The sequence below is a fragment of the Ramlibacter monticola genome (assembly GCF_016722785.1).
In the GTDB taxonomy this organism is placed as follows: Bacteria; Pseudomonadota; Gammaproteobacteria; order Burkholderiales; family Burkholderiaceae_C; genus Ramlibacter; species Ramlibacter monticola.
On the sequence record NZ_JAEQNE010000001.1, the window covers coordinates 1,425,360 to 1,450,891 of the forward strand.

Annotated in this window: 27 protein-coding genes; 18 read left to right on the forward strand and 9 right to left on the reverse strand. The window is 71.1% G+C overall.

What is annotated here, in order from left to right:
• Positions 1-75: 75 nt before the first annotated feature.
• From JJ685_RS06905 to JJ685_RS06990, 18 genes are all read left to right on the forward strand, one after another.
• Positions 76-1,239: an ABC transporter substrate-binding protein gene (locus JJ685_RS06905; RefSeq protein WP_236598694.1), complete on the forward strand. Its 1,164-nt coding sequence runs from the start codon at positions 76-78 to the stop codon at positions 1,237-1,239.
• Between the two features lie 22 nt (positions 1,240-1,261).
• On the forward strand, positions 1,262-2,137 hold the full coding sequence (locus tag JJ685_RS06910) for a branched-chain amino acid ABC transporter permease (RefSeq protein WP_201673444.1): 876 nt from the start codon (positions 1,262-1,264) through the stop codon (positions 2,135-2,137).
• Complete coding sequence (locus tag JJ685_RS06915; RefSeq protein ID WP_330901725.1) at positions 2,112-3,101, forward strand: branched-chain amino acid ABC transporter permease; 990 nt, start codon at positions 2,112-2,114, stop codon at positions 3,099-3,101. The genes JJ685_RS06910 and JJ685_RS06915 overlap by 26 nt, the downstream gene beginning before the upstream one ends.
• A gap of 91 nt (positions 3,102-3,192) precedes the next feature.
• Entirely contained in the window at positions 3,193-3,987 is a 795-nt protein-coding gene (locus tag JJ685_RS06920; RefSeq protein WP_201673445.1) for an ABC transporter ATP-binding protein, read from the forward strand.
• A complete protein-coding gene (locus JJ685_RS06925) occupies positions 3,980-4,675 on the forward strand; it encodes an ABC transporter ATP-binding protein (RefSeq protein WP_201673446.1) in 696 nt (231 codons plus the stop codon). Before JJ685_RS06920 ends, JJ685_RS06925 begins: the two co-directional genes overlap by 8 nt.
• Before the next feature lie 12 nt (positions 4,676-4,687).
• Positions 4,688-5,095 carry a thioesterase family protein gene (locus tag JJ685_RS06930; RefSeq protein WP_201673447.1) on the forward strand — a complete coding sequence of 136 codons (408 nt, stop codon included), beginning with the start codon at positions 4,688-4,690 and terminating at the stop codon, positions 5,093-5,095.
• Entirely contained in the window at positions 5,092-7,821 is a 2,730-nt protein-coding gene (locus tag JJ685_RS06935; RefSeq protein ID WP_201673448.1) for a molybdopterin-dependent oxidoreductase, read from the forward strand. The genes JJ685_RS06930 and JJ685_RS06935 overlap by 4 nt, the downstream gene beginning before the upstream one ends.
• The gene (locus JJ685_RS06940) at positions 7,818-8,468 is read left to right on the forward strand and encodes a 4Fe-4S dicluster domain-containing protein (RefSeq protein WP_201673449.1); all 651 of its coding nucleotides are present in this window, start codon (positions 7,818-7,820) and stop codon (positions 8,466-8,468) included. The genes JJ685_RS06935 and JJ685_RS06940 overlap by 4 nt, the downstream gene beginning before the upstream one ends.
• Before the next feature lie 62 nt (positions 8,469-8,530).
• Positions 8,531-9,382, forward strand: coding sequence for a DmsC/YnfH family molybdoenzyme membrane anchor subunit (locus tag JJ685_RS06945; RefSeq protein ID WP_201673450.1), 852 nt, complete (start codon positions 8,531-8,533; stop codon positions 9,380-9,382).
• Between the two features lie 10 nt (positions 9,383-9,392).
• Positions 9,393-10,730, forward strand: a complete 1,338-nt coding sequence (locus tag JJ685_RS06950; RefSeq protein WP_201673451.1) for a phenylacetate--CoA ligase family protein — start codon at positions 9,393-9,395, stop codon at positions 10,728-10,730.
• Between the two features lies 1 nt (position 10,731).
• Positions 10,732-11,208 (forward strand): 4-hydroxybenzoyl-CoA reductase subunit gamma, encoded by a 477-nt coding sequence (hcrC, locus tag JJ685_RS06955; RefSeq protein WP_201673452.1) that lies wholly within the window; start codon positions 10,732-10,734, stop codon positions 11,206-11,208.
• Positions 11,205-13,538 carry a 4-hydroxybenzoyl-CoA reductase subunit alpha gene (gene hcrA, locus JJ685_RS06960; protein ID WP_201673453.1) on the forward strand — a complete coding sequence of 778 codons (2,334 nt, stop codon included), beginning with the start codon at positions 11,205-11,207 and terminating at the stop codon, positions 13,536-13,538. The genes hcrC and hcrA overlap by 4 nt, the downstream gene beginning before the upstream one ends.
• Entirely contained in the window at positions 13,535-14,509 is a 975-nt protein-coding gene (hcrB, locus tag JJ685_RS06965; protein WP_201673454.1) for a 4-hydroxybenzoyl-CoA reductase subunit beta, read from the forward strand. Before hcrA ends, hcrB begins: the two co-directional genes overlap by 4 nt.
• A 36-nt stretch (positions 14,510-14,545) precedes the next feature.
• A complete protein-coding gene (locus JJ685_RS06970) occupies positions 14,546-15,175 on the forward strand; it encodes an AMP-binding protein (protein WP_201673455.1) in 630 nt (209 codons plus the stop codon).
• The gene (locus JJ685_RS06975) at positions 15,172-15,429 is read left to right on the forward strand and encodes a DUF2249 domain-containing protein (protein WP_201673456.1); all 258 of its coding nucleotides are present in this window, start codon (positions 15,172-15,174) and stop codon (positions 15,427-15,429) included. Before JJ685_RS06970 ends, JJ685_RS06975 begins: the two co-directional genes overlap by 4 nt.
• The gene (locus JJ685_RS06980) at positions 15,426-16,697 is read left to right on the forward strand and encodes a hypothetical protein (protein WP_201673457.1); all 1,272 of its coding nucleotides are present in this window, start codon (positions 15,426-15,428) and stop codon (positions 16,695-16,697) included. The genes JJ685_RS06975 and JJ685_RS06980 overlap by 4 nt, the downstream gene beginning before the upstream one ends.
• Positions 16,698-16,764: 67 nt before the next feature.
• Positions 16,765-17,244, forward strand: a complete 480-nt coding sequence (locus JJ685_RS06985) for a hemerythrin domain-containing protein (protein ID WP_201673458.1) — start codon at positions 16,765-16,767, stop codon at positions 17,242-17,244.
• A gap of 294 nt (positions 17,245-17,538) precedes the next feature.
• Complete coding sequence (locus tag JJ685_RS06990) at positions 17,539-18,201, forward strand: pseudouridine synthase (RefSeq protein ID WP_330901708.1); 663 nt, start codon at positions 17,539-17,541, stop codon at positions 18,199-18,201.
• Between the two features lie 5 nt (positions 18,202-18,206).
• Here JJ685_RS06990 and JJ685_RS06995 read toward each other — a convergent pair whose 3' ends face one another.
• The 9 genes from JJ685_RS06995 to JJ685_RS07035 form a co-directional block, all read right to left on the reverse strand.
• Entirely contained in the window at positions 18,207-19,334 is a 1,128-nt protein-coding gene (locus tag JJ685_RS06995) for an NHL repeat-containing protein (protein ID WP_201673460.1), read from the reverse strand.
• Between the two features lie 70 nt (positions 19,335-19,404).
• The gene (locus JJ685_RS07000) at positions 19,405-20,025 is read right to left on the reverse strand and encodes a TetR family transcriptional regulator (RefSeq protein ID WP_201673461.1); all 621 of its coding nucleotides are present in this window, start codon (positions 20,023-20,025) and stop codon (positions 19,405-19,407) included.
• 15 nt (positions 20,026-20,040) lie between these two features.
• Positions 20,041-21,126, reverse strand: a complete 1,086-nt coding sequence (paaE, locus tag JJ685_RS07005; RefSeq protein WP_201673462.1) for a 1,2-phenylacetyl-CoA epoxidase subunit PaaE — start codon at positions 21,124-21,126, stop codon at positions 20,041-20,043.
• Positions 21,126-21,632 carry a 1,2-phenylacetyl-CoA epoxidase subunit PaaD gene (paaD, locus tag JJ685_RS07010; protein ID WP_201673463.1) on the reverse strand — a complete coding sequence of 169 codons (507 nt, stop codon included), beginning with the start codon at positions 21,630-21,632 and terminating at the stop codon, positions 21,126-21,128. Before paaD ends, paaE begins: the two co-directional genes overlap by 1 nt.
• Positions 21,626-22,399, reverse strand: coding sequence for a 1,2-phenylacetyl-CoA epoxidase subunit PaaC (gene paaC / locus JJ685_RS07015; RefSeq protein WP_201673464.1), 774 nt, complete (start codon positions 22,397-22,399; stop codon positions 21,626-21,628). The genes paaD and paaC overlap by 7 nt, the downstream gene beginning before the upstream one ends.
• The gene (gene paaB, locus JJ685_RS07020) at positions 22,399-22,692 is read right to left on the reverse strand and encodes a 1,2-phenylacetyl-CoA epoxidase subunit PaaB (RefSeq protein WP_201673465.1); all 294 of its coding nucleotides are present in this window, start codon (positions 22,690-22,692) and stop codon (positions 22,399-22,401) included. The genes paaC and paaB overlap by 1 nt, the downstream gene beginning before the upstream one ends.
• A 153-nt stretch (positions 22,693-22,845) precedes the next feature.
• A complete protein-coding gene (paaA, locus tag JJ685_RS07025) occupies positions 22,846-23,856 on the reverse strand; it encodes a 1,2-phenylacetyl-CoA epoxidase subunit PaaA (RefSeq protein ID WP_201673466.1) in 1,011 nt (336 codons plus the stop codon).
• A 102-nt stretch (positions 23,857-23,958) separates the two neighbouring features.
• Positions 23,959-24,837, reverse strand: coding sequence for a polyphosphate kinase 2 (gene ppk2, locus JJ685_RS07030; protein ID WP_201673467.1), 879 nt, complete (start codon positions 24,835-24,837; stop codon positions 23,959-23,961).
• A gap of 113 nt (positions 24,838-24,950) precedes the next feature.
• A complete protein-coding gene (locus JJ685_RS07035) occupies positions 24,951-25,454 on the reverse strand; it encodes an Lrp/AsnC family transcriptional regulator (protein ID WP_201673468.1) in 504 nt (167 codons plus the stop codon).
• Positions 25,455-25,532: the final 78 nt, after the last annotated feature.

The window sequence follows — 25,532 nt, forward strand, 5'->3', positions numbered from 1 at the left end:
CGGCATCAGGCTACCACAATGGCCCGAACCCCAGCCAACCACCGAGCCGGGGTCCACAAGACAGGAGACAAAGCAATGGGCCTTTCCACGTTCATGAGGGTCGCCGCGCGGCCTGCGGTCGCGGCCACGGTCGCGTTCGGCATGTTCGCCGGCGGTGCGCAGGCGCAGGAAGCGATCCGCATCGGCGCGTTCCTCTCCGTCACCGGTCCCGCCGCCTTCCTCGGCGACCCGGAGCTCAAGACCCTCGAAATGTACGTGGAGCGCATCAATGCCGAAGGCGGCGTGCTCGGCCGCAAGCTGCAGCTCTTCTCCTACGACGACGCCGGCGACGCCGAGAAGGCCCGCACCTTCGCCAAGCGCCTGATCGAGCAGGACAAGGTCGACGTGATCGTCGGCGGCTCCACCACCGGCGCCACGATGGCCGCCGTGCCGCTCGCCGAGCAGTCCGGCACGCCCTTCATTTCCCTGGCCGGCGCGGTGCCGATCGTCGAGCCGACCAGGAAGTGGGTCTTCAAGACGCCGCACACCGACCGCATGGCCTGCGAGAAGATCTTCGCAGACACCCAGGCGCGCAAGCTCACCAAGGTGGCGCTGATCTCCGGCAGCGGCGGCTTCGACAAGTCCATGCGCGCCGAGTGCGTGAAGGTCGCGCCCAAGTACGGCGTGGACCTGGTGGCCGACGAGACCTACGGCGCCACCGACACCGACATGACCGCGCAACTCACCAAGATCAAGGCCAGCGGCGCGCAGGCGGTGCTCAATGCCGGCTTCGGCCAGGGCCCGGCGATCGTCACGCGCAACTACCGCCAGGTCGGCCTCACGGCGCCGCTGTACCAGTCGCACGGCGTCGCCTCGCGCGAGTTCATCAAGCTGGCCGGCCCCGCCGCGGAAGGCGTGCGCCTGCCGGCGGCCGCCCTGCTGGTGTCGGACATCCTGCCCGCCGGCGACCCGCAGAAGCCGGTGGTGAGCAACTACCGCAAGCACTACGAGGACAAGTTCAAGAGCGACGTCTCCACCTTCGGCGGCCACGCCTACGACGGCCTGATGCTCGCCCTGGGCGCGATGAAGGCCGCGGGTTCGACCGACAAGGCCAAGGTGCGCGATGCGCTGGAAGCCACCCGCGGCTACGTCGGCACCGGCGGTGTCGTCAACATGAACGCCAACGACCACATGGGCCTGGACCTCACCGCCTTCCGCATGCTGGAGGTGAAGGACGGCAAGTGGTCCCTGGCCAAGTAACGCCGGACCGCGGGACACGACCATGGGCGGAGCCTGGCTCCAGTTCGTCGCCAGCGGCCTGACCGCTGGCGCCATCTACGCGCTCGTCGCGCTCGGTTTCACCATCGTGTTCAACGCCAGCGGGGCGATCAACTTCGCCCAGGGCGAGTTCGTGATGGTGGGCGGCATGAGCGCCGCGACGCTGGTGGCGGCCGGCGTGTCGCTGCCGCTCGCCATCCTGCTCGCGCTGGCCGCGGCGATCGTGGTCGCGCTCGTCATCGAGCGGGTGGCGATCTCGCCGGCGCGCCATGCGGGCACGGTCACGCTGATCATCATCACCATCGGCGTCTCGCTGTTCCTGCGCGGGCTGGCCCAGCTGGTGTGGGGCAAGGGCGTGTTCCGCCTGCCGGCCTTCTCCGGCGAGGAGCCCATCGCCTTCGCGGGCGCCACCCTGCTGCCGCAAAGCCTGTGGGTGCTGGGCGGCGCCGCGCTGGCGGTGATCGCGCTGCGCTTCTTCTACGGCCGCACGCTGGCCGGCAAGGCGATGCTGGCCACCTCCTTCAACCGGCTCGCCGCGCTGCTGGTGGGCATCAACACGCGCGCCGTGCTGTTCGCGAGCTTCGGGCTCGCGGCCTTCCTGGGCGCCGTCGCCGGCGTGCTGATCGCCCCGATCGCCTTCACCTCCTATGACGCCGGCATCATGCTGGGCCTCAAGGGGTTCGCCGCCGCCATGCTGGGCGGCCTCGGCAGTTTTCCCGGCGCCGTGCTGGGTGGCCTCGTGCTCGGTTTGCTCGAGGGGCTCGGCGCCGGCTTCGTCTCGTCCGCGTACAAGGACGCGATCGCCTTCGTGGTGATCCTGGGCGTCCTGTTCTTCCTTCCCGGAGGCTTTCTTGGTGCCCGCAGCAGCGACCGCGTCTGAACCGCCGGCAGCGCCCGCGCGCGCCTGGCTGGCCCGTCCGCGCAGCGGCGGCACGCTGCTGCTGGCGGCGCTGGTGGTGCTCGCCCCGCTGGCGCTGCCGAACAACTACGCCTACGAGGTCGCGATCCAGATCGCGATCAACGCGGTGGTGTGCGTCGGGCTGAACCTCCTGATCGGCTATGCCGGGCAGATCAGCCTCGGCCACGCCGGCTTCTTCGCGCTGGGCGGCTACGCCAGCGCGATCCTCGCCACCCGCTACGGGGTGCCGGTGTGGCTGTCGCTGCCCGGCGCCTGCATCGCCGTCGGCGCCCTCGCCCACGTCCTCGGGCGGCCCACGCTGCGGCTGAAGGGCCATCCGCTCGCGATGGCCACCCTCGGACTCGGCGTGATCATCTCGATCGCGCTGACCACCGAAGACAAGTGGACCGGTGGTCCGGACGGGATGCCGGTGCCGCCGCTGGTGCTGTTCGGCCTCGCCGTGCAGGGCGAGCAGGCCTGGTACTGGATCGCGGGCGGGCTGCTGGTGGGCACGGTGTGGCTCGCGCTCAACCTGATCGACTCGCCCAACGGCCGTGCGCTGCGCGCCCTGCACGGCTCGGAAGTGGCGGCCCAGACGCTCGGCATCGATTGCACCCGCTTCAAGCTGCAGGTGTTCACGCTCTCCGCCATGCTGGCCGCGCTGGCCGGCGCGCTCACCGCCCACTACGCCGGCTTCATCACCCCGGCCAAGGCCACCTTCCTGCACTCGGTGGAGCTGGTGATCATGGTGGTGTTCGGCGGCATGGCCTCGGTGTTCGGGGCGGTGGTGGGCGCGGCCGTCATGACCCTGCTGCCGCAACTGCTGACCGTGCTGAAGGACTACGAGATGATGGTCTTCGGCGCCGTGCTCGTGGCCACGATGGTGCTGTTCCCGCAGGGACTGGTGCCCACCGTGGCGCGCTGGTGGAACGGGAGGCCACAATGAGCGCCGCACGGCCGCCCGAAGGCGCTCGCCCCCTCCGCTCGCGGAGGGGGGAGGCGCAGCACGAAGTGCGGAGCCTGGGGGAGGTTCTCCAATGACGCTGCTCGCGGTGCGGGGTCTGGAGAAGTCCTTCGGCGGCGTGAAGGCGATCGGCGGCGTCGACCTGCGCTTCGAGCGCGGTGCGGTGCACTCGGTCATCGGCCCCAACGGCGCCGGCAAGACCAGCCTGATCAACATGCTGAGCGGGATCTACCGGCCCGATGCCGGCAGCATCCAGCTGGAAGGCCAGGAGCTCGCGGGCCAGCCCGCGCACCGCTTCGCCGCGGCCGGCATCGGCCGCACCTTCCAGAACCTGCAGGTGTTCTTCAATATGACGGCGCTGGAGAACGTCATGACGGGGCGGCACCTGCGCGAGCGCCATTCGCTGGCCGCCGCCCTGCTGCGCACGCGCGCCCTGCAGCGCGCCGAGGCGCAATCGCGCCAGGCCGCGCACGACCTGCTGCGGCTGGTGGGCCTGTGCGGACAGGACGACACGCGGGCCGACGCCATGTCCTACGGCGCGCTGAAGCGGCTCGAAATCGCGCGTGCCCTGGCCGCGCAGCCGCGCCTGTTGCTGCTGGACGAACCGGCCGCGGGCCTCAACGCCACCGAGGCGCGCGAGATCGACGCGCTGATCCAGCGCCTGGCCGAAGCCGGCACCACCATCGTGCTGGTCGAGCACAACATGGCGCTGGTGATGGAGGTCTCCGACCACGTCGTGGTGCTGGACCACGGCCGCAAGCTGGCCGAAGGCACGCCGCACGAAGTCTCCAGCCATCCCGGCGTGATCGAGGCCTACCTGGGCAGCGCCGAGACGCCGGCGGAAGAAGCGGAGGCAGCGCATGCTTGAAGTCGCCTCGCTCGCCAGCCGCTACGGCCGCATCCCCGCTCTCGGCGGCGTGAGCCTGCGCGTGAACGCGGGCGAACTGGTCGCGATCGTGGGCGCCAACGGCGCCGGCAAGACCACGCTGCTGCGCACGATCTCGGGCGTGCAGCCGGCCAGCGGCGGACAGATCCGGTTCGAAGACGCGGACCTGCTGAAGCTGCACGCCCGCCAGCGCGTGCAGGCCGGGATCATCCAGGTGCCCGAGGGCCGGCAGGTGTTCGCGCCCATGACGGTGGAGGACAACCTGAAGCTCGGCACCTTCGCCCGCGGCAGCCTGGACCACATGGAGCCGGTGCTGGACCTGTTCCCGGTGCTGCGCGACAAGTTCCGCGAGCTCGCCGGCAACCTCTCCGGCGGCCAGCAGCAGATGCTGGCCATCGCCCGCGCGCTGATGGCGCGCCCGCGCCTGCTCCTGCTCGACGAGCCCGGCATGGGCCTGGCCCCGCGCCTGGTCGCCGAGATCTTCGCCCGCATCCACGCCCTGCGCAAAGTGGGCACCACCATCCTGCTGGTCGACCAGAACGCCCGCGCCGCCCTCGGCGTGGCCGACCGCGGCTACGTCATGGAGACGGGCCGCATCGTGCTGGAAGGCAGCGCCCGCGACCTGCTGCACGACCCCCAGGTGCAGCGCGCCTACCTCGGATCCGCCTGAACGAAGGAAACCATGAAAGCCACCCTGCAAGCCGGCGTCAAGCACACCGCCCGACTCGAAGTCACCCGCGACCGCACCATCGACTTCATGGGCGAGAAAGCCCGCGTCTACGCCACCCCCGCGCTGGTGCGCGACATCGAGCAAACGTGCCGCGACCTGCTGCTCAAGCACCTGGACGCCGGCGAGGACTCCGTGGGCACCCGCGTCGAGATCGACCACCTGGCCGCCTCGTTGCTCGGCATGCCGATCACGCTGGAGGTGGAGATCAGCGCGGTCAACAAGCGCGCCGTGACCTTCACCGTGAGCGGCAGCGACGGCGTCGACACGATCTGCCGCGCCGTCCACAACCGCTTCGTCGTGGACAAGGCCGCGACCGAGCAGCGCCTCGCCGAAAAGGCGAAGAAGGCAGGCCTGGCATGACCCCGGTGGCTGCCACCCGGAAGGTGCCCACGTACTGCTATCAGTGCGTGGCCGGCCCCGACCTGCTCACCGTCAAGGTGCAGGGCGGCGTGGCCACGGAGGTGGAGCCCAACTTCTGCGCCGCCGCCGTGCACCCGGGCGGCGGCAAGGTCTGCGTCAAGGCCTTCGGGCTGATCCAGAAGACCTACAACCCGAACCGCGTCCTCACGCCCATGAAGCGCACCAACCCGCGCAAGGGCCGCAAGGAGGACCCGGGCTTCGTCCCGATTTCGTGGGAGGAGGCGCTGACGCTGATCGCCGACAAGCTCAATGCGATCCGCGCCACCGGCCTCACCGACGAATCCGGCTATCCGCGCGTGGCCGCCAGCTTCGGCGGCGGCGGCACGCCGCAGTCCTACATGGGCACCTTCCCGGCCTTCCTCGCGGCCTGGGGCGCGGTGGACATGGGCCTCGGCTCCGGCCAGGGCGTCAAGTGCTACCACTCCGAGCACCTGTACGGCGAGTACTGGCACCGCGCCTTCATCGTGTCGGCCGACACGCCCCTGTGCAACTACCTGATCTCCTGCGGCTCCAACATCGAGGCCTCGGGCGGCGTGGTGGGCATCTGGCGCCACTCGCGCGCCCGCGAGCGCGGCATGAAGCGCGTGCAGGTGGAGCCGCACCTGTCCATCACCGGCGCCTGCTCGGCGCAGTGGGTGCCGCTCAAGCCCAAGAGCGACGCCGCCTTCCTGTTCGCGCTGATCCACGTGATGCTGCACGAGTCGCCGCGCGGCGCACTCGACCTGGAATTCCTCGGCCGCCGCACCGGCTCGCCCTATCTGGTGGGTCCGCACGGCTACTTCCTGCGCGACCGCGCCAGCCGCAAGCCGCTGGTGTGGGACACGCTGACGGGCTCGGCCCGGCCGCACGACGTGCCCGGCATCGCCGAAGCGCTCGAAGGCGGGTACGAAGTCGACGCCATCGAGACCGGCGCGGACGGCGAGGTGCTGGCCGAAGGCCTCCTGTGCGGCCAGACCGCCTTCACCCGCATGGCGCAGCACATGGCCGGCTACACGCCCGAATGGGCGGCCGGCGTGTGCGACATCCCGGCCGAGACGATCCGCCAGGTCGCCAACGAATACCTGGAGCACGCCTGCGTCGGCGAGACGATCGAGATCGACGGCAAGACCCTGCCCTACCGGCCGGTGGCGGTCACGCTCGGCAAGACCGTCAACAACGGGTGGGGCGGCTACGAATGCTGCTGGGCCCGCACCGTGCTGGCCACGCTGGTGGGCGCGCTGGAAGTGCCCGGCGGCACCATCGGCACCACCGTGCGGCTGGCGCGCCCCATGTCGCAGCGGCTGGAAAGCGCCAAGCCGGGCGCCGACGGCTTCATGCACTTCCAGCTGAACCCGACCGACAAGGAGCACTGGTCGGCCCGGCCCAACATCCGCAACGCCTACCGCACCATGGTGCCGCTGGCGAGCGACGGCCCCTGGAGCCAGGCCCTGGGCCCGACCCACTTCTCCTGGATGTTCCTCGACGCCACGCCGACCGGCCTGCCGCGCGTGACGCTGCCGGAGGTCTGGTTCGTCTACCGCACCAACCCCGCGATCTCCTTCTGGGACACCGCGGCGATCGCCGACAAGATGGCCCGCTTCCCCTTCGTGGTGGCCTTCGCCTACACCCGCGACGAGACCAACCACTTCGCCGACGTGCTGCTGCCCGACGCGGTGGACCTGGAGAGCCTGCAGCTGATCCGCATCGGCGGCACCAAGTACGTCGAGCAGTTCTGGGACCACCAGGGCTTCGCGCTGCGCCAGCCCGTGGTGGCGCCGCGCGGCGAGGCTCGCGACTTCACCGAAGTCGCGAGTGAGCTCGCGGCGCGCACCGGCCTCACCGAGGGCTACGTGCGCGCCATCAACAAGGGCGCGGCCGGCGTGCCGCTGAAGAACGAGCACGCCGACGCCTCCTTGCCCACCGACCACCTCCCCGCACGCGACGAGATCTGGGACGCCGTATGCCGCGCCGCCAGCGCCGAACTGACCGAGGGCGCCGAGCAGCACGGGCTGGACTGGTGGAAGGAACACGGCCTCGCCACCCGGCCCTTCCCGCGCAGCGAGTGGTACCTCTATCCCACGATGGTGGAACGCGGCCTGCGCTTCGAACTGCCCTACCAGGAGCGGCTCGCCCGCGTCGGCGTGGAACTGGGCCGCCGCCTGCACGAGAACGGCATGGACTGGTGGGACGAGCAGCTGAAGGAATACCAGGCGCTGCCCGCCTGCAAGGACTTCGGCGCGCCGTGGCTCGCGGTGGTCGAGAAGCAGGGCGGCAGCCCCGCGGCCTATCCCTTCTGGCTGATCACGGCCCGCAGCATGCAGTACGCCTGGGGCGGCAACGTGGGCATGCAGATGATCAAGGAAGTGGCCGACAACATCGCCGGCCACCGCGGCGTGATCCTCAACGCGGGCACCGCCGCGGAACTGGGCATCGCCGAGGGCGACACCATCGAGGTCGCCACGCCAGAGGCGCGCATCCGCGGCCGCGCCGTGCTGCGCCAGGGCATCCGCCCCGACACCCTGCTGGCGATCGGGCAGTTCGGCCACTGGGCCACACCCCTGGCCAAGGACTTCGACGTACCGAGCATGAACGCGCTCACCCCCATGCGAATGGACCTCACGGATGCCACCGGTTCCGGCGCCGACCTCGTGCGCGTGAGCCTCAAGCGCGTGAAGGAGGCGGCATGACACGCTGGGCCATGGTCGCCGACCTGCGGCGCTGCGTGGGGTGCCAGACCTGCACCGCCGCCTGCAAGCACGCCAACGCCACGCCGCCGGGCGTGCAGTGGCGCCGGGTGCTGGACATCGAGATGGGCGAGTTCCCCGACGTGCAGCGCGCCTTCGTCCCGATGGGGTGCCAGCACTGCGACGAGCCGCCCTGCGCCGACGTCTGCCCCACCACCGCCACGCGCAAGCGCGAGGACGGCGTGGTCACGATCGACTACGACCTGTGCATCGGCTGCGCCTACTGCACCGTGGCCTGCCCGTACCAGGCCCGCTTCCTCTCGCCGAAGGGGGTGTTCGCCTATGGCGACAAGCCCACCGACAACGAGGAGCTGCGCGAGGACGAAGCGAAGCGCCAGGTGGCCACCAAGTGCACCTTCTGCGTCGAGCGCATCGACGCCGGCACGGCCAAGGGCCTGAAGCCGGGGGTCGACCCGGAAGCCACGCCGGCCTGCGTCAATTCCTGCATCGCCGAGGCGCTGCACTTCGGCGACACGGACGACCCGCAGAGCAACGTGTCGCGGCTGCTCGCCACGCACAAGCACTTCCGCATCAACGAGGAACTGGGCACGGGCCCCGGCTTCCATTACCTGTGGGACCGTACGCCATGAGCGCCGCACCGGCGCCCGGGGGCGCAGGCCGCGAAGCGAACAAGGCTGGGGGAGGTCGATCGATGAACACGCGGCATCTGCAGCGCCTGCAGGGATACTGGGACTGGCGCGCCTCGGGCAACTTCATCTGCGGCGGCGCGGGGTCGGGGCTGGTGTTCTTCGGCGCGCTGTGCGCCCCCCCGGGGCTGGTGGTGCCCCTGGTGCTGGCCGGCCTGGGGCTGGTCGGCCTCGGCCTGTTCTTCGTCTGGCTGGAGATCGGCCGCCCGCTGCGCGCGGTCAACGTGTTCGTGCACCTGCGCACCTCCTGGATGTCGCGCGAGGCGCTGGCGGCGGTCGTGCTGTTCGTGCTGGGCGCGGGCCTCATCGCGGGGTTGCGCTGGCGCCTGTGGCCCACCGCGGTGGCCGCGGCCGTGTTCCTCTACTGCCAGGCGCGCATCCTCGGCGCCGCGCGCGGCATCCCGACCTGGCGGCACCCGCTCACCGTGCCCTTGCTGGTCCTGACCGGGCTCACCGAAGGCATGGGCCTGTTCTGGCTGCTCGGGGCCTGGGCGAACCCGCCGCTGCTGCAGGCCGTGCCATTCGCCATGCTGCTGCTGGCCCGCGGCCTGCTGGGGCGCCTGTGGCGCCTGCGGCTCGGCGAGCAAGCCAGCGCGCCCGCGCTGCGCGCCATCGACAGCATCGCGCCCGCCATGCGCTGGCTGGGCCTCGCCGCACCGCTCGCGCTGCTGGCCCTGGCCGCCACGACTTCCACCGTCCCCGCCCTGGCGGCCGCGCTCCTCGCGCTGGCCGGCCTGCTGGCCACCGCCACGGGCTGGGTCTTCAAGTTCACGCTGGTCACGCGCACCGCCTACCAGCAAGGTTTTTCGCTGCCGCGCATGCCCGTGCGCGGCGTGGCCCGCACCGCCCCCCGTTGAAGGAGTGACCATGGCAGCCGTCGTCCGCCCCGCAGCCACCCCCGCCGCGCAGCGCCACTTGCATCCCGAACTGGAAACCATGCCGCGCGAGCAGCTGCGCGCGCTGCAGCTGCGCCGGCTGCGCGACACGGTCGAGAACGCGTATGCCAACGTCGCCCCGGTGCGCCGCCGCATGGAAGCGGCCGGCGTGCGCGGCGGCGACCTGCGCAGCGTGGACGACGTGGCCCTGCTGCCCTTCACCGTCAAGACGGACATGCGCGACCACTACCCCTTCGGCCTGTTCGCGCGGCCGCCGGAGCAGCTCGCCCGGCTGCACGCCTCGTCCGGCACGACGGGCAAGCCCACCGTCGTCGGCTACACCGCACAGGACCTGGACCAGTGGGCCGACCTGATGGCCCGCTCCTACTACGCCGCCGGCGCGCGGCCGGGCGACGTGGTGCACAACGCCTACGGCTACGGCCTGTTCACCGGCGGCCTGGGCGCGCACTACGGCGCCGAGCGCCTGGGGGCGGTCGTGGTGCCGGTCTCGGGCGGCGCCACCGAGCGGCAGATCACCCTGATGCAGGACTTCGGCGCCACCGTGCTCTGCTCCACGCCCTCGTATGCGCTGGCGCTGGCCGAGGCCGCCGAGCAGCAGGGCATCGACCTGCGCCAGGGCAAGCTGCGGATCGGGATGTTCGGCGCCGAGCCCTGGAGCGCGGCGATGCGCACCGAGATCGAGGCCCGCATCGGCCTCAAGGCGGTCGACGTCTACGGGCTCTCGGAGATCATGGGCCCCGGCGTGGCCTGCGAATGCGAATGCCGCGACGGCCTGCACGGCTGGGAGGACCACTTCCTGTTCGAGGTGATCGATCCCGAGACCGGCAAGCCGGTGCCCGAGGGCCAGGTCGGCGAGCTGGTGATCACCACGCTGACCAAGCAGGCCCTGCCGATGATCCGCTACCGCACGCGCGACATGACGCGGATCACCACCGAGCCCTGCGACTGCGGCCGCACGCACGCGCGCATCCTGCGCATCACCGGCCGCAACGACGACATGCTGATCATCCGCGGCGTCAACGTCTATCCCTCGCACATCGAGGCGGTCATCGTGGGGCGGCCGCAGCTCACGCCCCACTACCAGCTGGTCGTCACGCGCGAAGGCATCCTGGACGAGGTGGCGATCGAGATCGAGGCCCAGCCGGGCGTGGCCGCCGACAGCTACACCGCACTCGGGCGCGAGCTGATCCACGCAGTGAAGGTGCAGTGCGGGATCAGCACCCGGGTCAAGGTCCTGGAGCCGGGCGCGGTCGCCCGCTCGCAAGGCAAGGCCGTGCGCGTGCGCGACCTGCGGCCGAAGGTGCTCTGAAATGGCCAAGCGTCTGCTCACTCTGCAGGTCAACGGCCGCGAGCACACCGTCGCCGCCGCCGACGGCGCGCTGCTGATCGAAGTGCTGCGCGACATCCTGCAGCTCACCGGCACCAAGCAGGGCTGCGACGGCGGCGAATGCGGCGCCTGCACCGTGCTCGTCGACGACCGGCCGCGCCTGGCCTGCTCGACCCTGGCCGTCCAGGTCGAGGGCAAGCGCGTCGAGACGGTCGAAGGCCTGGCCCGGCACGGGCGCCTGTCGCGCGTGCAGCAGGCGTTCCACGACAAGCTGGGCGCGCAATGCGGCTTCTGCACGCCGGGCATGGTGATGGCGGCTGAAGGCCTTCTGCGCGGCAATCCGAACCCGTCGGTCGACGAGATCAAGACGGCGCTGGCCGGCAACCTGTGCCGTTGCACCGGCTACGTGAAGATCGTCGAGTCGGTGCAGGCGGCCGCCGCCGCGGAGGACGCGCGATGATGACCCCTCGCATGACCCGCGCCGGCGGCATCGGCGTGCGCACGCCGCTGATCGACGGCATCGACAAGGTCACCGGCCGCGCCAGGTACACGGCCGACATTGCGGCGCCCGGCGCGCTGGTCGGGCGCATCCTGCGCAGCCCGCATCCGCACGCGCTGATCGTCTCCATCGACACCCGCGCCGCGCAGGCGCTCGAGGGCGTGCACGCGGTGTGCACCGGGGAGGACACGCCGGTGCCCTTCGGCGTGCTGCCGATCGCCGAGAACGAGTACCCGCTGGCGCGCGGCAAGGTGCGCTACCGCGGCGACCCGGTGGCCGCGGTGGCGGCGGTCGACGAGGCGACCGCCGAGCGCGCGCTGGCGCTGATCGAGGTCCAGTACGAAGTGCTGCCGGCGATGATCACGACCAAGGCGGCGATGAAGGCCGGCGCGGTCGCCATCCACGCCGACAAGGCGAACAACGTGCTGCGCGAGGTGCACGCCGAGTTCGGCGACACCGCCGCCGGCTTCGCCGCCGCGGACCTGGTGCGCGAGAAGACCTTCACCTTCGCCGAGGTCAACCACGCGCACATGGAGCCCAACGCCACGCTGGCCGAGTACGACATCGAGCGCGACGGCGTGACGCTGCACACCACGACGCAGGTGCCTTACTACGTGCACCTCAAGGTCGCGGCCTGCCTGCAGATCGAGGAGTCGCAGGTGCGCGTGATCAAGCCGTTCCTCGGCGGCGGCTTCGGCGCGCGCACCGAGTGCCTGAGTTTCGAGATCATCGCCGCGCTGCTGGCGCGCAAGGCGCGCGGCACCGTGCGCCTGCTGCAGACGCGCGAGGAGACCTTCATTTCGCACCGCGGCCGGCCGTGGACGCTGGTGAAGATGAAGATCGGCCTGCAGCGCGACGGCCGCATCACCGCGCTCGCGCTCGAGGCGACGCAGGCCGGCGGCGCCTACGCCGGCTACGGGATCATCACGATCCTCTACACCGGGGCGCTGATGCACGGCCTCTACGACATCCCGGCGATCAAGCACGACGCCTGGCGCGTCTACACCAACACGCCGCCGTGCGGCGCGATGCGCGGTCACGGCACGGTGGACACGCGCGCCGCTTTCGAGGCGCTGCTCACCGAGATGGCCGCCGAGCTCGGCCTCGATGCGCTGGCCGTGCGGCAGAAGAACCTGCTGCCGCAGATCCCCTACCGCACGATGTACGCGCAGAACGTGCTCAGCTACGGCCTGCCCGAGTGCCTGGAAAAGGTGAAGTCGGCATCCGGCTGGAACGAGCGCAAGGGCCGGATGCCCAAGGGCCGCGGCCTCGGGATGGCTTGCTCGCACTTCGTCTCCGGCACGTCGACGCCCAAGCACTGGACCGGCGAGCCGCATGCCACGGTGCAACTGCGGCTCGACTTCGACGGCGGCGTGACGCTGTTCACCGGTGCCGCCGACATCGGACAAGGCTCGAGCACGATGGCCGCGCAGTGCTCCGCCGAGGTGCTCGACATCAGGCTGGAGCGCATCCGCGTCATCTCGTCCGACAGCGCCGTGACGCCCAAGGACAACGGAAGCTATTCGTCGCGCGTGACCTTCATGGTCGGCCGCGCGTCGATCGCCGCGGCCATCGAGCTGAGGGCGCTGCTGGTGAAGGCCGCCGCCGGCCGGCTCAAGGCCGACGAGGCCGACATCGAGGTGCGCGACGAGGTGTTCTGCGTGCGCGGCAGCGACCAGGCCGGCCTGACCTGGATCGAGGCGGTGCGCGCGGCCATGGTCGACACCGGCGCCGTCACGGTCAAGGGCACCTACACCTGCCCGATCGAGTTCCAGGGCGACAAGAAGATCCGCGGCAGCGCGATCGGCGCCACCATGGGCTTTTGCTACGCGGCGCAGGTGGTCGAGGCCTCGGTCGACGAGCTCACCGGCAAGGTCACGGCGCACAAGGTGTGGGTGGCTGTGGACGTCGGGCGTGCGCTCAACCCGCTGGCCGTCGAAGGCCAGGCGCAGGGCGGCGTGTGGATGGGCCTGGGCCAGGCGCTGTCGGAGGCGACTGACTACGACGCCGGCCGCATGATGCACGGCAACCTGCTCGACTACCGCGTGCCAACGATGGCCGAGAGCCCGGACATCGAGGTCATCATCGTCGAGAGCGTCGATCCGAACGGGCCGTTCGGCGCCAAGGAGGCGTCCGAAGGCATGCTTGCTGGCATCCTGCCGGCGCTGCGCGAGGCGGTACAGGAGGCCGCAGGCGTGAGCTGCGACGAGTTTCCGCTCAGCCCCGACCGCATCGTCGAACTGCTGGACAAGGCAGAGGCGGCGCGCAGCGCCAAGGGGGCGAACACATGAACGCGCTGCACGAACTGCGCACCTTGCGCCCGACCACCGTCGACGAGGCGTCGCGCGCTCTGGCCGAAGACGGGGCGCGGGCGCTGGCCGGCGGCACCGACCTGCTGCCCAACCTGCGCCGCGGCCTCGGCACGCCGCGCGTGCTGGTCGACCTGACGGCCGTGGCCGCGCTCGACGCCATCGCCGTGCAGGCCGACGGCTCCCTGCGCCTGGGCGCCGCGGCGACGCTGGCCGCGCTGGCCGGCCATGCCGAGGTGCGCGCCCGCTGGCCGGCGCTGGCGACGGCGGCCAGCCTGGTCGCCGGCCCGACGCACCGCGAGGCCGCCACGCTCGGCGGCAACCTGTGCCAGGACACGCGCTGCGTGTTCTACAACCAGAGCGAATGGTGGCGCGCCGGGAACGGCTACTGCCTCAAGCACCGCGGCGACAAGTGCCACGTCGTCGTCAAGAGCGACCGCTGCTATGCCACTTACCACGGCGACGTGGCGCCGGCGCTGATCGCGCTCGACGCGAGCGCCGAGATCGTCGGCCCCGGCGGGGCGCGCACGCAGCCGGTGGCGGCGCTGTTCGTCGAGGACGGCAAGCGCCGCCTGACTCTGGAGCCAGGCGAGTGGCTGGCCGCCGTCGTCGTGCCGCCGGCCGCCGGCTGGCGCGCCGATTACGCCAAGGCGCGGGTGCGCGACGCCGTCGACTTCCCGCTGGCCGGCGCCGCGGTGGCGCTGCACCGCGACGGCGACCGGCTGGCCGGCCTGCGCGTGGCCATCACCGGCACCAACTCGGCGCCGCTGGTCGTGCCGACGGAGGGCGTGGTCGGCCGGCCGTGGGACGATGAGGCCACGAAGTCGCTCGCCAAGGCGGTGCAGGCCACGAGCAACGTCCTGGCGACCACCGTCGCGCCGGTGAAGTACCGGCGCCGCATGATGCAGGCCCTGGTGCGCCGGCTCGTCGACGAGCTCTGGACCGGGGCCTGAAAGCAACGACCTGGGGAGTAAGGCGAAGGAGGCAGGATGGAGAGAGCAGAGCGCATCAACGCCGCGGCCCTGCTGCTGGCGCGCGGCTCCACGCCGCGGCCGGCACTCGTCTGCGGCCAGCGCAGCGTGTCCTACGGCGAGCTGCGCAGGATGGTGGCGCGGGCCGCCAGCGCCTGGCATGCGCGCGGCGTCGAAGCCGGCGAAGTGGTCATGCTCCGCGGCGACCACGGCATGGACCACGCGATCGCCTTCCTCGGTGCGATGTGGGCCGGCGCCGTCCCCGTCCCGATGCGCGCGCCGCTGCCGCACGAGGGCGAGGAAGGCGCCGCTGCGGTGGAATTCGCGCTCGACGGTTCGCGCGCGCACGCCGGGGTGGTCAATGGCAACGGCGCGACGCGCTGGACGCCCTGGACGGCGGACCTGCGCGACATGGTTCCCGCCCCGGAACGGCCTTGCGACCCGCTGGCGCCCGCCTGCTGGACCGAGCCGCGCGTCTGGAGCGGCGGCCGCGCGCGCGTGCTGCCGCACCGCTTCGCGCTCACGCTCAGCTCCCAGCCCGGCGTGCTGGCGCTCACGCCCGCGCGCACGATGCTCGGAATGCTGCGGGCCCTGCGGCGCGGCACCACCGTGATCCTGCAGGCGGACGCGCCGCGCGTGCCCTCATGAGCGACGCCCCGGCCGCGCGCGAGTGGATGGAGGACGGCCTCGCGCACATCGACGTGCGCGGCCTGCCGCCGCCGCAGCCCCTGGTCGCCATCCTGCGGCGCGTGCACACGCTGGCGGCGCAGGAGGCCCTGGTGGTGCATCACGACCGCGAGCCGATGCTGCTGTATCCCGAGCTGGCCGAGATCGGCTGGGAAGCCGAGCGCATCGCCGCGCCCGCGGGCGAGGTGCGGCTGCGCCTGAAGGCCATCGCATGAGCGTGCCTGGAGCTTTCCTCGGCGGTGCCAGCGGGCGGCTGCTGCCGGCGGCCCTGCCCTTGCGCTTCTTCGGCGCCGCGGTCGCCTACCACGTGCTGGGCTGGCTGGTGCTGGCCTTCGCGCCCGGCGACTGGCTGGCCTTCCGCGGCGGCCTGGGCTGGCCGCTGGCGGCGCTGCACCTGTTCACGCTCGGCGTGCTGGGCATGACGGCGCTCGGCGCGGCGGCGCAACTGCTGCCGGTGGCGACGCGGCAGTCCCCGGTGGGAGACCGCGCCCTGGCGTGGATCTGGCGCCTGTACACGCCGGGCGTGGCCCTGCTGGCGCTGGGCATGGGCTTCGCGCAGCCGCCGCTGCTGGCGCTCGGCGGCTGCGCGGTGGCGCTGGCGCTGGCGACCTGGGCCGCGCTCGCGGCGAAACACCTGCGCGGCGCGCGCGGCATGCCGGGCGTGTGCGCCCATGCCTGGTCGGCGCTGGTCTCGCTGTTCCTGCTGCTGGCCAGCGCGCTGCTGCTGGCCGGGGCGTGGCTCGGATGGCCGGTGCCCGGTCGCCAGCTGACGTTGCCGCTGCACCTCCTGTTCGCGCCCTTCGGCTTCATGGGGCTGCTGGCGCTGGGCCTGTCCTACCTGCTGGTGCCCATGTTCGCCCTCTCGCAGCCGCCGCGCGAGGGCACGCAGCTGGCTTCGTGCGCACTGATGGTGACGGCCCTGCTGCTGGCGGCCGGCGCCGCGTGCGGGCTGCTGCCGCCGCTGGCGCGCGCCCTCGCCTGGGCCCTCGGCAGCACCGGCGTGCTGCTGCACCTGCACCTGATGCGCCGCGCGCTCGCCACCGGCATGCGCAAGGAACTGGGTCGCTCCTTCGTGCTGTTGAAGGTGAGCTGGTGCGCGCTGCTGGCGACGCTCGTGCTCGCCGCCGTGCTGTGGAGCGGCATCCCGCTGCCGCGCGCGGAACCCGCGTTCGCCTTCGCCATGATCGCGTGGCTGCTCACCTTCCTGCTGGGGATCCTGCAGCGCATCCTGCCCTTCCTCGGCGCGCTGCATGCGGCGGCGGGCAAGCGGCGCGGGCCCACCGCCTCCATGCTCACGCACGAGAAGGCGCTGAAGGTGCACTTCGGCTGCCACCTCGCCGCGCTCGCGGGATGCGCGCTCGCGCTCGCGCTGGACGCCGGCTGGCTGGCGCGACTGGCCGCCCTCGCCGGCCTGGGCGGGGCGGCCGCCTTCGCCTTCTTCCACGTCCATCTGCTGCGCAAGCTGCGCGCGGCGGGTGTTTGAGGTGGCGCAAGCCGCAGTGCCTGCATCCCGGTAACTTTGACGAACGACAGCGCAAGGAGACAGCACCATGACCACGCAAACCGGGCGCATGCTCGACGAGGAGCACCGCAGGAATCTCGACCTCCTGGAACGCATGGAGCGCGCCATCGCCGGCGCGCCGGCGGCGACGCCTGAACTGCGCCAGCTGCTGGACGCGTTCGCGCGCAGCATGGAGGTGGACATCGGCCGCCACTTCGAATTCGAGGAGCAGCAGCTGTTCCCGCGCCTCGCCGAGGCCGGCGACGGATCCATCGCGGCGCTGATGCGCGAGGAGCACGAGGCGATCCGCGAGGTGGCCGGGGAACTGTTGCCGCTGGCGCGCGAAGTGGCGCAGGGCGTCGTCGACGAAGAGGCCTGGGACCGCCTGCGCCTCGGCACGCTGGAGCTGATCGAACGCCAGGTCTCGCACATCCAGAAGGAGACGATGGCGGTGCTGCCGCTGCTGGACGACCTGCTGGACCCCGACACCGACGGCGAGCTCGCGCTCGAATACGCCGCGACCGCCTGATCCGCGCGGCGCCCCGCGCGCCGCCGTGAGGTGAGCCGATCGCCGCAGCGATCGGCGCGGCCCCCCCGGGGCCGATCCCCTCCTGTCGCAGCAGTGACACGGAAGGATGCGATGATCTCCCCGCCGGGGAATCCCGCCGCGGGGTGCCTGCCGAATGCTCATTCCGTCCAGCCCCAGCAGTGGCGCGGCTCGCGCCACTTCCGCACCTTGTTTTCCACAGGCTCATCCACCGTTCCTGTGGGAATCCTCCTACGATTCGTTGCACTTCCGGCCATGGACTCGCAGCCTCTTTCCGTGCTTCACGCCGACAGCGACCTGGTGGCCATTGACAAACCCGCCGGCCTGCTGGTGCATCCGAGCGGACTGGACGCGCGCGAGGAGCGCAGCGCCCTCAAGCTGCTGCGCGACCAGCGCGGCGAGTGGCTGTGGCCCCTGCACCGGCTGGACAAGGGCACGAGCGGCGTGCTGCTGTTCGCGCGCCACCAGGAGGGCGCGCGCGAATGGGGCCGTGCCTTCGAGGAGGGCCGCGTGGGCAAGCGCTACCTCGCACTGGTGCGCGGCTGGCCGCCGGAGCGCGGCGAGATCGACCAGCCGCTGGCCCGCGACCCGGAGCTGCCCTCGCAGGGCCAGGAACGCATCGCCGCCGTGACCCGCTTCGAGCGCCTGGCCTGCTTCGAATGGCCCTTCCGGGTCGATGCGCGGCACGCGACGAGCCGCTATGCGCTGGTGGCCGCGGAGCCGCTCACCGGACGCCGCCACCAGATCCGCCGCCACTTCAAGCACATCGCGCATCCGCTGGTGGGCGACACCACGCACGGCAAGGGCGCGCACAACCGGGCGGTGGCGCAGTGGCTGGGCACCGCGCGCCTGTGGCTGCATTGCGAGTGGATGGAGCTGCCGGGCCGCGCGCGCATAGTCGCGCCACCCGGGCCGGAGTGGGCCCGCCTGCTGGCCTGACGTCGTCAGCGCCGCGCGAACTTCTGCACCCGCTTGCCGGTGTCGACTTCGCCGGCATACAGGTTGCCCTGCGAGTCGATCGCGAGGTCGTGCACCCAGTGGAACTCGCCGGCGTAGCGGCCCGGCCGGCCCAGCGTGCGCACCACCTGGCCGCTGTCGCGGGCCAGCGTGAGCACCCGGTTGTTGCGGCCGTCGGCGAGGTGCAGCCAGCGCTGCGCGGGATCCCGCGAGAGCACGATGTCCCACACGGAGCCGTTGGACGTGGTGCGCGGCTCCACCATGAATTCCCGGACGAAGCTGCCGTCCTTGCGGAACACCTGCACGCGGTTGTTCAGGCGGTCGCAGACGTAGACCAGGCCGTCGCGCGCGACGCGCACGCAATGCACAGGCGTGCCGAACTGCTGCAGCTGCTGCTCGGTCGGCGGCGCGTTGCGGCGCGATTCCGGGCGGGCATCGACCGGCGCCCGGCCATAGGCGCCCCAGTGCCTCTTGTAGGCGCCCGTGTCGGCGTCGAACACGATCACGCGGCGGTTGTGGTAGCCATCGGCCACGTAGAGCTCGTTGGCCGCCGCATCGACTTCCACCGAGGCGGCGCGCCCGAGGCGCGTCAGGTCCGCGTTGCCGGTCTGCGCGCCCGTCTTGCCGATCTGCAGCACGAGGCGGCCGTCGGGCGAGAACTTCAGGATCTGGCCGTCGTTGTCGCCGTTGCCCGTGACCCAGACGAAGCCCTTGGCATCGACGTGGATGCCGTGCTCGTTGCCGGGCCACTCGTAGCCGGCGCCGGGTCCGCCCCAGGAGCGCAGCAGGCGGCCGTCCGGCGCGAACTCCAGCACCGGCGGGGCGGGGAGGCAGCATTCGCCATGCGGCGGATTCTGCGCCGCGCCGGCCTCGTCCTCGGTGAGGCTGCGCGGACGCTGCAGCACCCACACGTGGTCGTCCGGCCCGACGGCGACCCCGCTGACCTGCCCGAGGATCCAGCGATTGGGCAGCGGCTGCGGCCACGAGGGATCGACCTGGAAGGCGGGTGCCGTGCCCGCATCGGGGCCCAGCGCCGGACCGACGCAGCCGGCCGCGACGACGACGGTGGACACGCAGGCCGCGAGGGCCAGGACTCTTGCGCTGGGCAGCAGCATCGGTCGCCTCCAAGGGCTGGACGGACCGCCACCCTAGTCGAAGCGCGAGCTACGCGCAATGCGGCCAGTGCTAATCCAGCGTGGCCGTCCGCAGCGGCGCCTGCACCGCCTGCAGGCCGCCGAGGAAGAGGTCGGTCACGACGGGGCCCATCTCCTCGTAGGCGAGCGGGCCGTCGGACCTCATCCAGGTGAACATCCAGTTGACCATGCCGAACAGCAGCATGGTGAGGGGCGTGCTCATGGCCGCATCCTGCAGGTCCGGCCGCAGCGCCGCCACCACGCGCGCGAAGGCCGCCACCACCTCGCGTTCCTTGGCCAGGATGCGCTCGCGGTCGTCGCCCTCGAGGAACTTCACGTCCTCGGTCAGCACGCGGTGCTCGTTCTGCGCATTGGCGTATTCCTCGACGAGGCGGCGGACCAGCATGCGCAGCTGGCCGGCGGGCGCGGCCTCCTCCGCCAGCGCTTCGTCGACGATGCCCTGCAGGCGCGTGACGTGGCCCTCGGCGATGCTCACGAGGAGCTCGTACTTGTCGCGGTAGTAGTGGTACAGGGTCGCCTTCGACAGGCCGCAGGCCTCCGCCACCTGATTCATCGACGTGCCCGCATAGCCGCCGCGCGCGAACAGGGCCGCCGCGCGCGCGAGGATCAATTCGCGCTGCCCGTCGTAGCCGGCATGGCGTCCGCGGCCCATGAGCGCGTCTTCCTCCTAGCGTTCGTCGAACGACAGCACCACGCGCTCGGTCAGCGGGTGGGCCTGGCAGGTCAGCACGTAGCCCGCCGCGACCTCCTTCTTGTCGAGGGCGAAGTTGCGCTCCATGCGCACCTTGCCTTCCACCAGCTTGGCGCGGCAGGTGCCGCAGACGCCCGAGGTGCAGGAGTACGGCACTTCCAGCCCCGCCGCCGAGGCCGCGTCGAGGATGCTGGGCTGCTCGCGCGAGAACAGGAACTCGCGCTGCAGGCCGTCGCGCACGATGGTGACGCGGGCCTTGGCGGCGTCGGTGGCGTGCGCCTGGTGCAGCACCGCGCCCACGTGGCCGCCGCCCTTCTGCGCGATGCCGAAGCGTTCGATGTGGATGCGCTCCTCGGGCACGCCGGCGGCGAGCAGCGCCGCCTCGGCCTCGTCGTTCATCTGGAAGGGGCCGCAGACGTAGGCGTGCGCGACGCTGCCGGCCGGCACCAGCGTGCCCAGGAACTCGCCGAGCTTGTCGCGGTTCATGACGCCCATGCTGACGGGCGATTCGGTGTGCTCGTCGGAGAACACGTGGTGGATCGCCAGCCGCGCGAGGTAGCGGTCCTTGAGGTCGTCGAGCTCCTCCTTGAACATGGTGGAGCGCAGCCTGCGGTTGCCGTAGACCAGCGTGAAGCGGCTGGCCGGTTCGCGCGCCAGCACGGTCTTCATGATCGACAGGATGGGCGTGATGCCGCTGCCGCCGGCGATGCCGAGGTGGTGCCGCTGCGCCTGCGGCTCGATGGGCACGAAGAAGCGGCCCTGCGGCGCCATGACCTGCAGGGTGTCGCCGGGCTTCAGGTGCTCGTTGATCCAGTTCGAGAACACCCCGCCCGCGACCTTGCGCACGCCGACCCGCAGCTCGCCGTCGTCCACGCCGGCGCAGATCGAGTAGGAGCGGCGCAGGTCCTGGCCGTCGATCTCCTTGCGCAGCGTCAGGTACTGGCCCTGCGTGAAGCCGAACACCGGCTGGAGTTGCTGCGGCACGTCGAAGGAGACGATCACGGCTTCCTCGGTGTCGGGCTGGACGGCGCGCACGCGCAGGGGATGGAACAGGGCGCTCATCAGATCGGCTTGAAGTGTTCGAACGGTTCGCGGCAGGAGAGGCAGCGGTGCAGCGACTTGCAGGCGGTGGAGCCGAAGGCGGAGAGGCGCTCGGTGTGCGGGCTGCCGCAGTGGGGGCACGGGATCGTCTCCGGCTTGCGCCGGAACAGCCGGATGCCCTGGAGGCCCGCCTCCCCGGGAATGACGTGGGATGGGGGTGCGATGCCGTACTCGCGAAGCTTGCGCCTGCCTTCGTCGCTGATCCAGTCGGTGGTCCAGGCCGGCGCGCGGCGCAGCGTGGCGCGGGCGGGGCCGAGCCCGCCGGCTTCGATGGCGGACAGCACGCCCTGCTCGATCGCCTCGGTCGCGGGACAACCCGAGTAGGTGGGGGTCAGGACGACTTCCAGTTCCGCGCCGTGGTCGATCACGTCGCGCACGATGCCCAGGTCGCGCACGGACAGCACCGGCACCTCGGGATCGAGGACGCCGTCCAGGACCTGCCAGGCGCGCTCGGTGCGCGTCACCACACGCCTCCGGGGTAGGCGCGCTGCAGCTGCTGCATCTCGGCCAGGATGAAGCCCATGTGCTCGCTGTGCACACCGCGCTTGCCGGTGCTGAGGAAGGGGACGGTCGCCGGCGGCGCCAAGCCGGCCTCGCCGAGGATCTGCGCCATCTCGGCGCTCCAGGGCTCGCGCAGCTCGCTCCAGCGCGGGCCGAGGCCGGAGGAGGCCGCGTGCTCGTCGATCTCGTCGGAGGCGAACAGCTCGGCGTGGTAGGGCCACAGTTCCGCCAAGGCCTTCTCCGTGCGACGGCGCGATTCCACGGTGCCGCCGCCCAGCCGCGCCAGCCAGTCGGCTGCGTGCTGCTGGTGGTAACGCGCCTCCTTCACCGCCTTGCCGGCGATGCCCGCGAGTTCGGTGTCGGCCGAAGCGGCGAGCCGCTCCCACAGCAGCCTGAAGAAGGTGGCCATCATCGTGTTGCGCACCACGGTGAACGCGAAGTCGCCGCGCGGCAGTTCGACCAGCGTCACGTTGCGGTAGTCGCGCTCCTCGCGCAGGAAGGCGAGCTGGTCCTCGTCGTGGCCCGCGCCTTCGAGCGTGCCCGCATGCGAGAGGATCGCGCGGGACTGCCCCAGCAGGTCCAGCGCCATGTTGGCCAGCGCGATGTCCTCCTCCAGCACCGGCGCGTGGCCGGTCCACTCGGCGAGGCGCTGGGCGAGAACCAGGGCGCTGTCGCCGATGCGCAGGAGGTACTGGAGCGCGGGCCCAGCGGCGATCCGGATCGAGGCCTGCATCACATGTGGTCCACGGAGTCGGGCAGCCGGTAGAAGGTCGGGTGGCGATACACCTTGTCCTCCGCCGGATCGAAGTACATGGCCTTCTCGCCCGGGTCGCTGGCGACGATCTGGTCGCTGCGCACCACCCACACGCTGGTGCCTTCCTGCCGGCGCGTGTAGACGTCGCGCGCCATCTGGATCGCCATCCGGCCGTCGGCCGCGTGGAGGCTGCCGCAGTGCTTGTGGTCCAGGCCGCTCTTGCTGCGGATGAAGACCTCCCACAGTGGCCACTCTTGCTTCGCGTCGCTCATTTCAATTCCTTTTGAGAACAACAAGACAGCCGAACGCAGAGGGCGCAGAGATGCCGCAGAGGACGCAGAGGACGCAGAAAGAACCATTCATATGGATATTTTTCTGCGTCCTCTGCACATCCTTTGCGCCCTCTGCGTTCGGCTGTCTTGTTTTCATGCAGCCTTCTGATCCCGCGCTTCCTGCTTGCGCGCGTATTCCAGAGCCGCCTCGCGCACCCAGGCGCCGTCGTCCCAGGCCTGCACGCGCGCGGCGAGCCGCTCGCGGTTGCACGGCCCGTGGCCGCCGATCACGCGCCAGAATTCATCCCAGTCGATCGCGCCGAAGTCGTGGTGCTGCCGCTCCTCGTTCCACTTCAGTGCCGGGTCGGGCAGCGTCACCCCCAGCACCTTCGCCTGTTCCGCGGCGGCGTCGACGAAGCGCTGGCGCAGTTCGTCGTTGGAGACGCGCTTGATGCCCCAGCGCATCGACTGCGCGGTGTTGGGCGACTGGTCGTCGGGGGGGCCGAACATCATGATGGAGGGCCACCACCAGCGGTCCACCGCGTCCTGCACCATCGCGCGCTGCGCATCGGTGCCCTTCTCCATCATCGTCAGCAGGCTCTCGAAGCCCTGGCGCTGGTGGAAGCTTTCCTCCTTGCAGATGCGGATCATGGCGCGCGCGTACGGTCCGTAGGAGCAGCGGCAGATCGGCACCTGGTTCATGATCGCCGCGCCGTCCACCAGCCAGCCGATCACGCCCACGTCGGCCCAGGTGAGCGTGGGGTAGTTGAAGATGGAGCTGTACTTGGCCTTGCCGCTGTGCAGCGCCTCGATCATCTGGTCGCGCGAGGTGCCCAGCGTCTCGGCCGAGGAATAGAGGTAGAGGCCATGGCCGCCCTCGTCCTGCACCTTGGCCAGCAGGATGGCCTTGCGCTTGAGCGTGGGCGCGCGCGTGATCCAGTTGCCCTCGGGCAGCATGCCCACGATCTCCGAATGCGCGTGCTGCGAGATCTGCCGCACCAGCGTCTTGCGGTAGTGCTCGGGCATCCAGTCCTTGGGCTCGATGAATTCGCCGGCGGCGATGCGCGCCTCGAATTTCTCCTCGCGCTGCGCGTCCTCGGCGGACCGCACCGGCTTGCGGGCGTCCGCGTCCTTGCCCTGGGTGTCCATGGCCTGCGTGTACATCGGATCTCCTTGCGGCCCGGCTTATTGCCGACCGATCGGTAGATGTTAAGGGATCCGGCGTCCTTGAGGCAAATCAAGGAAGGTCCACGCCCGGTGGACGGCTCAATTCATCTCGTTGATGAACTTCACGCGGAACGCGCTCTCCACGTAGTTCCCGCGCTTCTGGCGCTTGGGCAGTTCCAGCTTCTCGCGCGGCAGCTTCTTGTAGGGAACGTGCTTCAGGATGTGCTCGATGATCGCCAGCCGCGCCCTCCTCTTGTCGTTGGAGTGCACCGCGTACCAGGGCGCCCAGCCCGTGTCGGTGGCCTCGAACATGGCGTCCCGCGCCCGCGAGTAGTCGTACCACCGGCCGTAGGACTTCAGGTCCATCGGCGAGAGCTTCCAGATCTTGCGCCCGTCCTCGAAACGGGCCTTCAGCCGGCGGGTCTGCTCCTCCATGCCGACTTCGAGCCAGTACTTCAGGAGGATCACTCCGGAATTGACGACCGCCCGCTCGAACATGGGGGTGATGCCCAGGAAGTTCTGCACTTCCTCTTCCGTGCAGAAGCCCATGACCCGCTCGACGCCGGCGCGGTTGTACCAGCTGCGGTCGAAGATCACCACCTCGCCGGCCGCCGGCAGGTGCTGCATGTAGCGCTGCACGTACATCTGGCTCTTCTCGCGCTCGGTCGGGGCCGGCAGGGCCACGACCCGGAACACGCGCGGGCTCACCCGCTCCGTGAGGGCCTTGATGGTGCCGCCCTTGCCGGCGCCGTCGCGGCCCTCGAACACGATGCAGACCTTCAGCCCGCGGTCCACGACCCATTGCTGCAGGGCCACGAGTTCCACGTGCAGCTTCTTCAGCTGCTTCTCGTAGGCCTTTTCCGAAAGCTTCCTGCCCTCGTGCCCGGCGGCCAGCGTGCCGGCGGGCTGCAACTCAGCATCCTCCGGCGCCTGTGGCACAGGGTCCTGCTTGCGGGCGTGCAGCGGCGCGGTGTGCATTGGCAGTCCTTCCCGTTCCCGGTTCGTCGGGCAATGAGATCCAGCCTAGGACCGCCATGCCGGCGGGCCCATTGGACCTTGGACCCATGCCCGACGCCGGAGCCGAACGCCCATCAGGCCCTGCGCCGGCGCGCGGGCGGGGGGCCGGCGGCGCCCTCCAGCGGCAGGCGCGCCTCGGCCTTGACCTCCTTGAGCACCACGCTGGAACGCACGTGGGTCACCCCCGGCAGCTTGAACGCGGTCTCGTGGAGGAAGGCCTCGTAGCTCTTGATGTCCGGCACCAGCACCTTCAGCACGTAGTCGGCCTGGCCGGTGGTGGCGTAGCAGCTCACGATCTGCGGGGTGGCCGCCACCGCCTGCTCGAAGCGGCGGACGTCGTCCTCGTTGTGCCGCGTCAGGTTGACCTCCGCCAGCACGCACAGCGACAGCCCCACCTTCTCGCGGTCCACCAGGGCGGTGTAGCCGCGGATGATGCCCGCGGCTTCCAGTTCCTTCACGCGCTTCCAGGCCGGCGTGGCCGAGAGGCCGACGGCGGCGGCGAGCTGCTGTACGGTCTGGCGCGAATCGCGCTGCAGTTCGGCGAGCAGGAGGACGTCGTGACGGTCGAGTTCATTCATTCCTGATTCTCGCCTTGTTCGGGAACACGATTCTCCGATACTGCGGCCCGCGGCGAAAAGAAGAAGCACATTTCTCGC

Excerpts from the sequence above, each read along its gene's own strand:
- JJ685_RS06970 (WP_201673455.1), top strand. The coding sequence starts at position 14,546 with ATGGAGAGAGCAGAGCGCATCAACGCCGCGGCCCTGCTGCTGGCGCGC.
- hcrC (WP_201673452.1), top strand. The coding sequence starts at position 10,732 with ATGGCCAAGCGTCTGCTCACTCTGCAGGTCAACGGCCGCGAGCACACC.
- JJ685_RS07035 (WP_201673468.1), bottom strand. The coding sequence starts at position 25,454 with ATGAATGAACTCGACCGTCACGACGTCCTCCTGCTCGCCGAACTGCAG.
- JJ685_RS06980 (WP_201673457.1), top strand. The coding sequence starts at position 15,426 with ATGAGCGTGCCTGGAGCTTTCCTCGGCGGTGCCAGCGGGCGGCTGCTG.
- JJ685_RS06985 (WP_201673458.1), top strand. The coding sequence starts at position 16,765 with ATGACCACGCAAACCGGGCGCATGCTCGACGAGGAGCACCGCAGGAAT.
- JJ685_RS06930 (WP_201673447.1), top strand. The coding sequence starts at position 4,688 with ATGAAAGCCACCCTGCAAGCCGGCGTCAAGCACACCGCCCGACTCGAA.
- JJ685_RS06945 (WP_201673450.1), top strand. The coding sequence starts at position 8,531 with ATGAACACGCGGCATCTGCAGCGCCTGCAGGGATACTGGGACTGGCGC.
- JJ685_RS07000 (WP_201673461.1), bottom strand. The coding sequence starts at position 20,025 with ATGGGCCGCGGACGCCATGCCGGCTACGACGGGCAGCGCGAATTGATC.
- JJ685_RS06920 (WP_201673445.1), top strand. The coding sequence starts at position 3,193 with ATGACGCTGCTCGCGGTGCGGGGTCTGGAGAAGTCCTTCGGCGGCGTG.
- JJ685_RS06975 (WP_201673456.1), top strand. The coding sequence starts at position 15,172 with ATGAGCGACGCCCCGGCCGCGCGCGAGTGGATGGAGGACGGCCTCGCG.
- paaA (WP_201673466.1), bottom strand. The coding sequence starts at position 23,856 with ATGTACACGCAGGCCATGGACACCCAGGGCAAGGACGCGGACGCCCGC.
- paaC (WP_201673464.1), bottom strand. The coding sequence starts at position 22,399 with ATGCAGGCCTCGATCCGGATCGCCGCTGGGCCCGCGCTCCAGTACCTC.
- JJ685_RS06950 (WP_201673451.1), top strand. The coding sequence starts at position 9,393 with ATGGCAGCCGTCGTCCGCCCCGCAGCCACCCCCGCCGCGCAGCGCCAC.
- paaE (WP_201673462.1), bottom strand. The coding sequence starts at position 21,126 with ATGAGCGCCCTGTTCCATCCCCTGCGCGTGCGCGCCGTCCAGCCCGAC.
- paaB (WP_201673465.1), bottom strand. The coding sequence starts at position 22,692 with ATGAGCGACGCGAAGCAAGAGTGGCCACTGTGGGAGGTCTTCATCCGC.
- JJ685_RS06925 (WP_201673446.1), top strand. The coding sequence starts at position 3,980 with ATGCTTGAAGTCGCCTCGCTCGCCAGCCGCTACGGCCGCATCCCCGCT.
- JJ685_RS06905 (WP_236598694.1), top strand. The coding sequence starts at position 76 with ATGGGCCTTTCCACGTTCATGAGGGTCGCCGCGCGGCCTGCGGTCGCG.
- JJ685_RS06940 (WP_201673449.1), top strand. The coding sequence starts at position 7,818 with ATGACACGCTGGGCCATGGTCGCCGACCTGCGGCGCTGCGTGGGGTGC.
- hcrB (WP_201673454.1), top strand. The coding sequence starts at position 13,535 with ATGAACGCGCTGCACGAACTGCGCACCTTGCGCCCGACCACCGTCGAC.
- JJ685_RS06995 (WP_201673460.1), bottom strand. The coding sequence starts at position 19,334 with ATGCTGCTGCCCAGCGCAAGAGTCCTGGCCCTCGCGGCCTGCGTGTCC.
- hcrA (WP_201673453.1), top strand. The coding sequence starts at position 11,205 with ATGATGACCCCTCGCATGACCCGCGCCGGCGGCATCGGCGTGCGCACG.
- JJ685_RS06910 (WP_201673444.1), top strand. The coding sequence starts at position 1,262 with ATGGGCGGAGCCTGGCTCCAGTTCGTCGCCAGCGGCCTGACCGCTGGC.
- ppk2 (WP_201673467.1), bottom strand. The coding sequence starts at position 24,837 with ATGCACACCGCGCCGCTGCACGCCCGCAAGCAGGACCCTGTGCCACAG.
- JJ685_RS06935 (WP_201673448.1), top strand. The coding sequence starts at position 5,092 with ATGACCCCGGTGGCTGCCACCCGGAAGGTGCCCACGTACTGCTATCAG.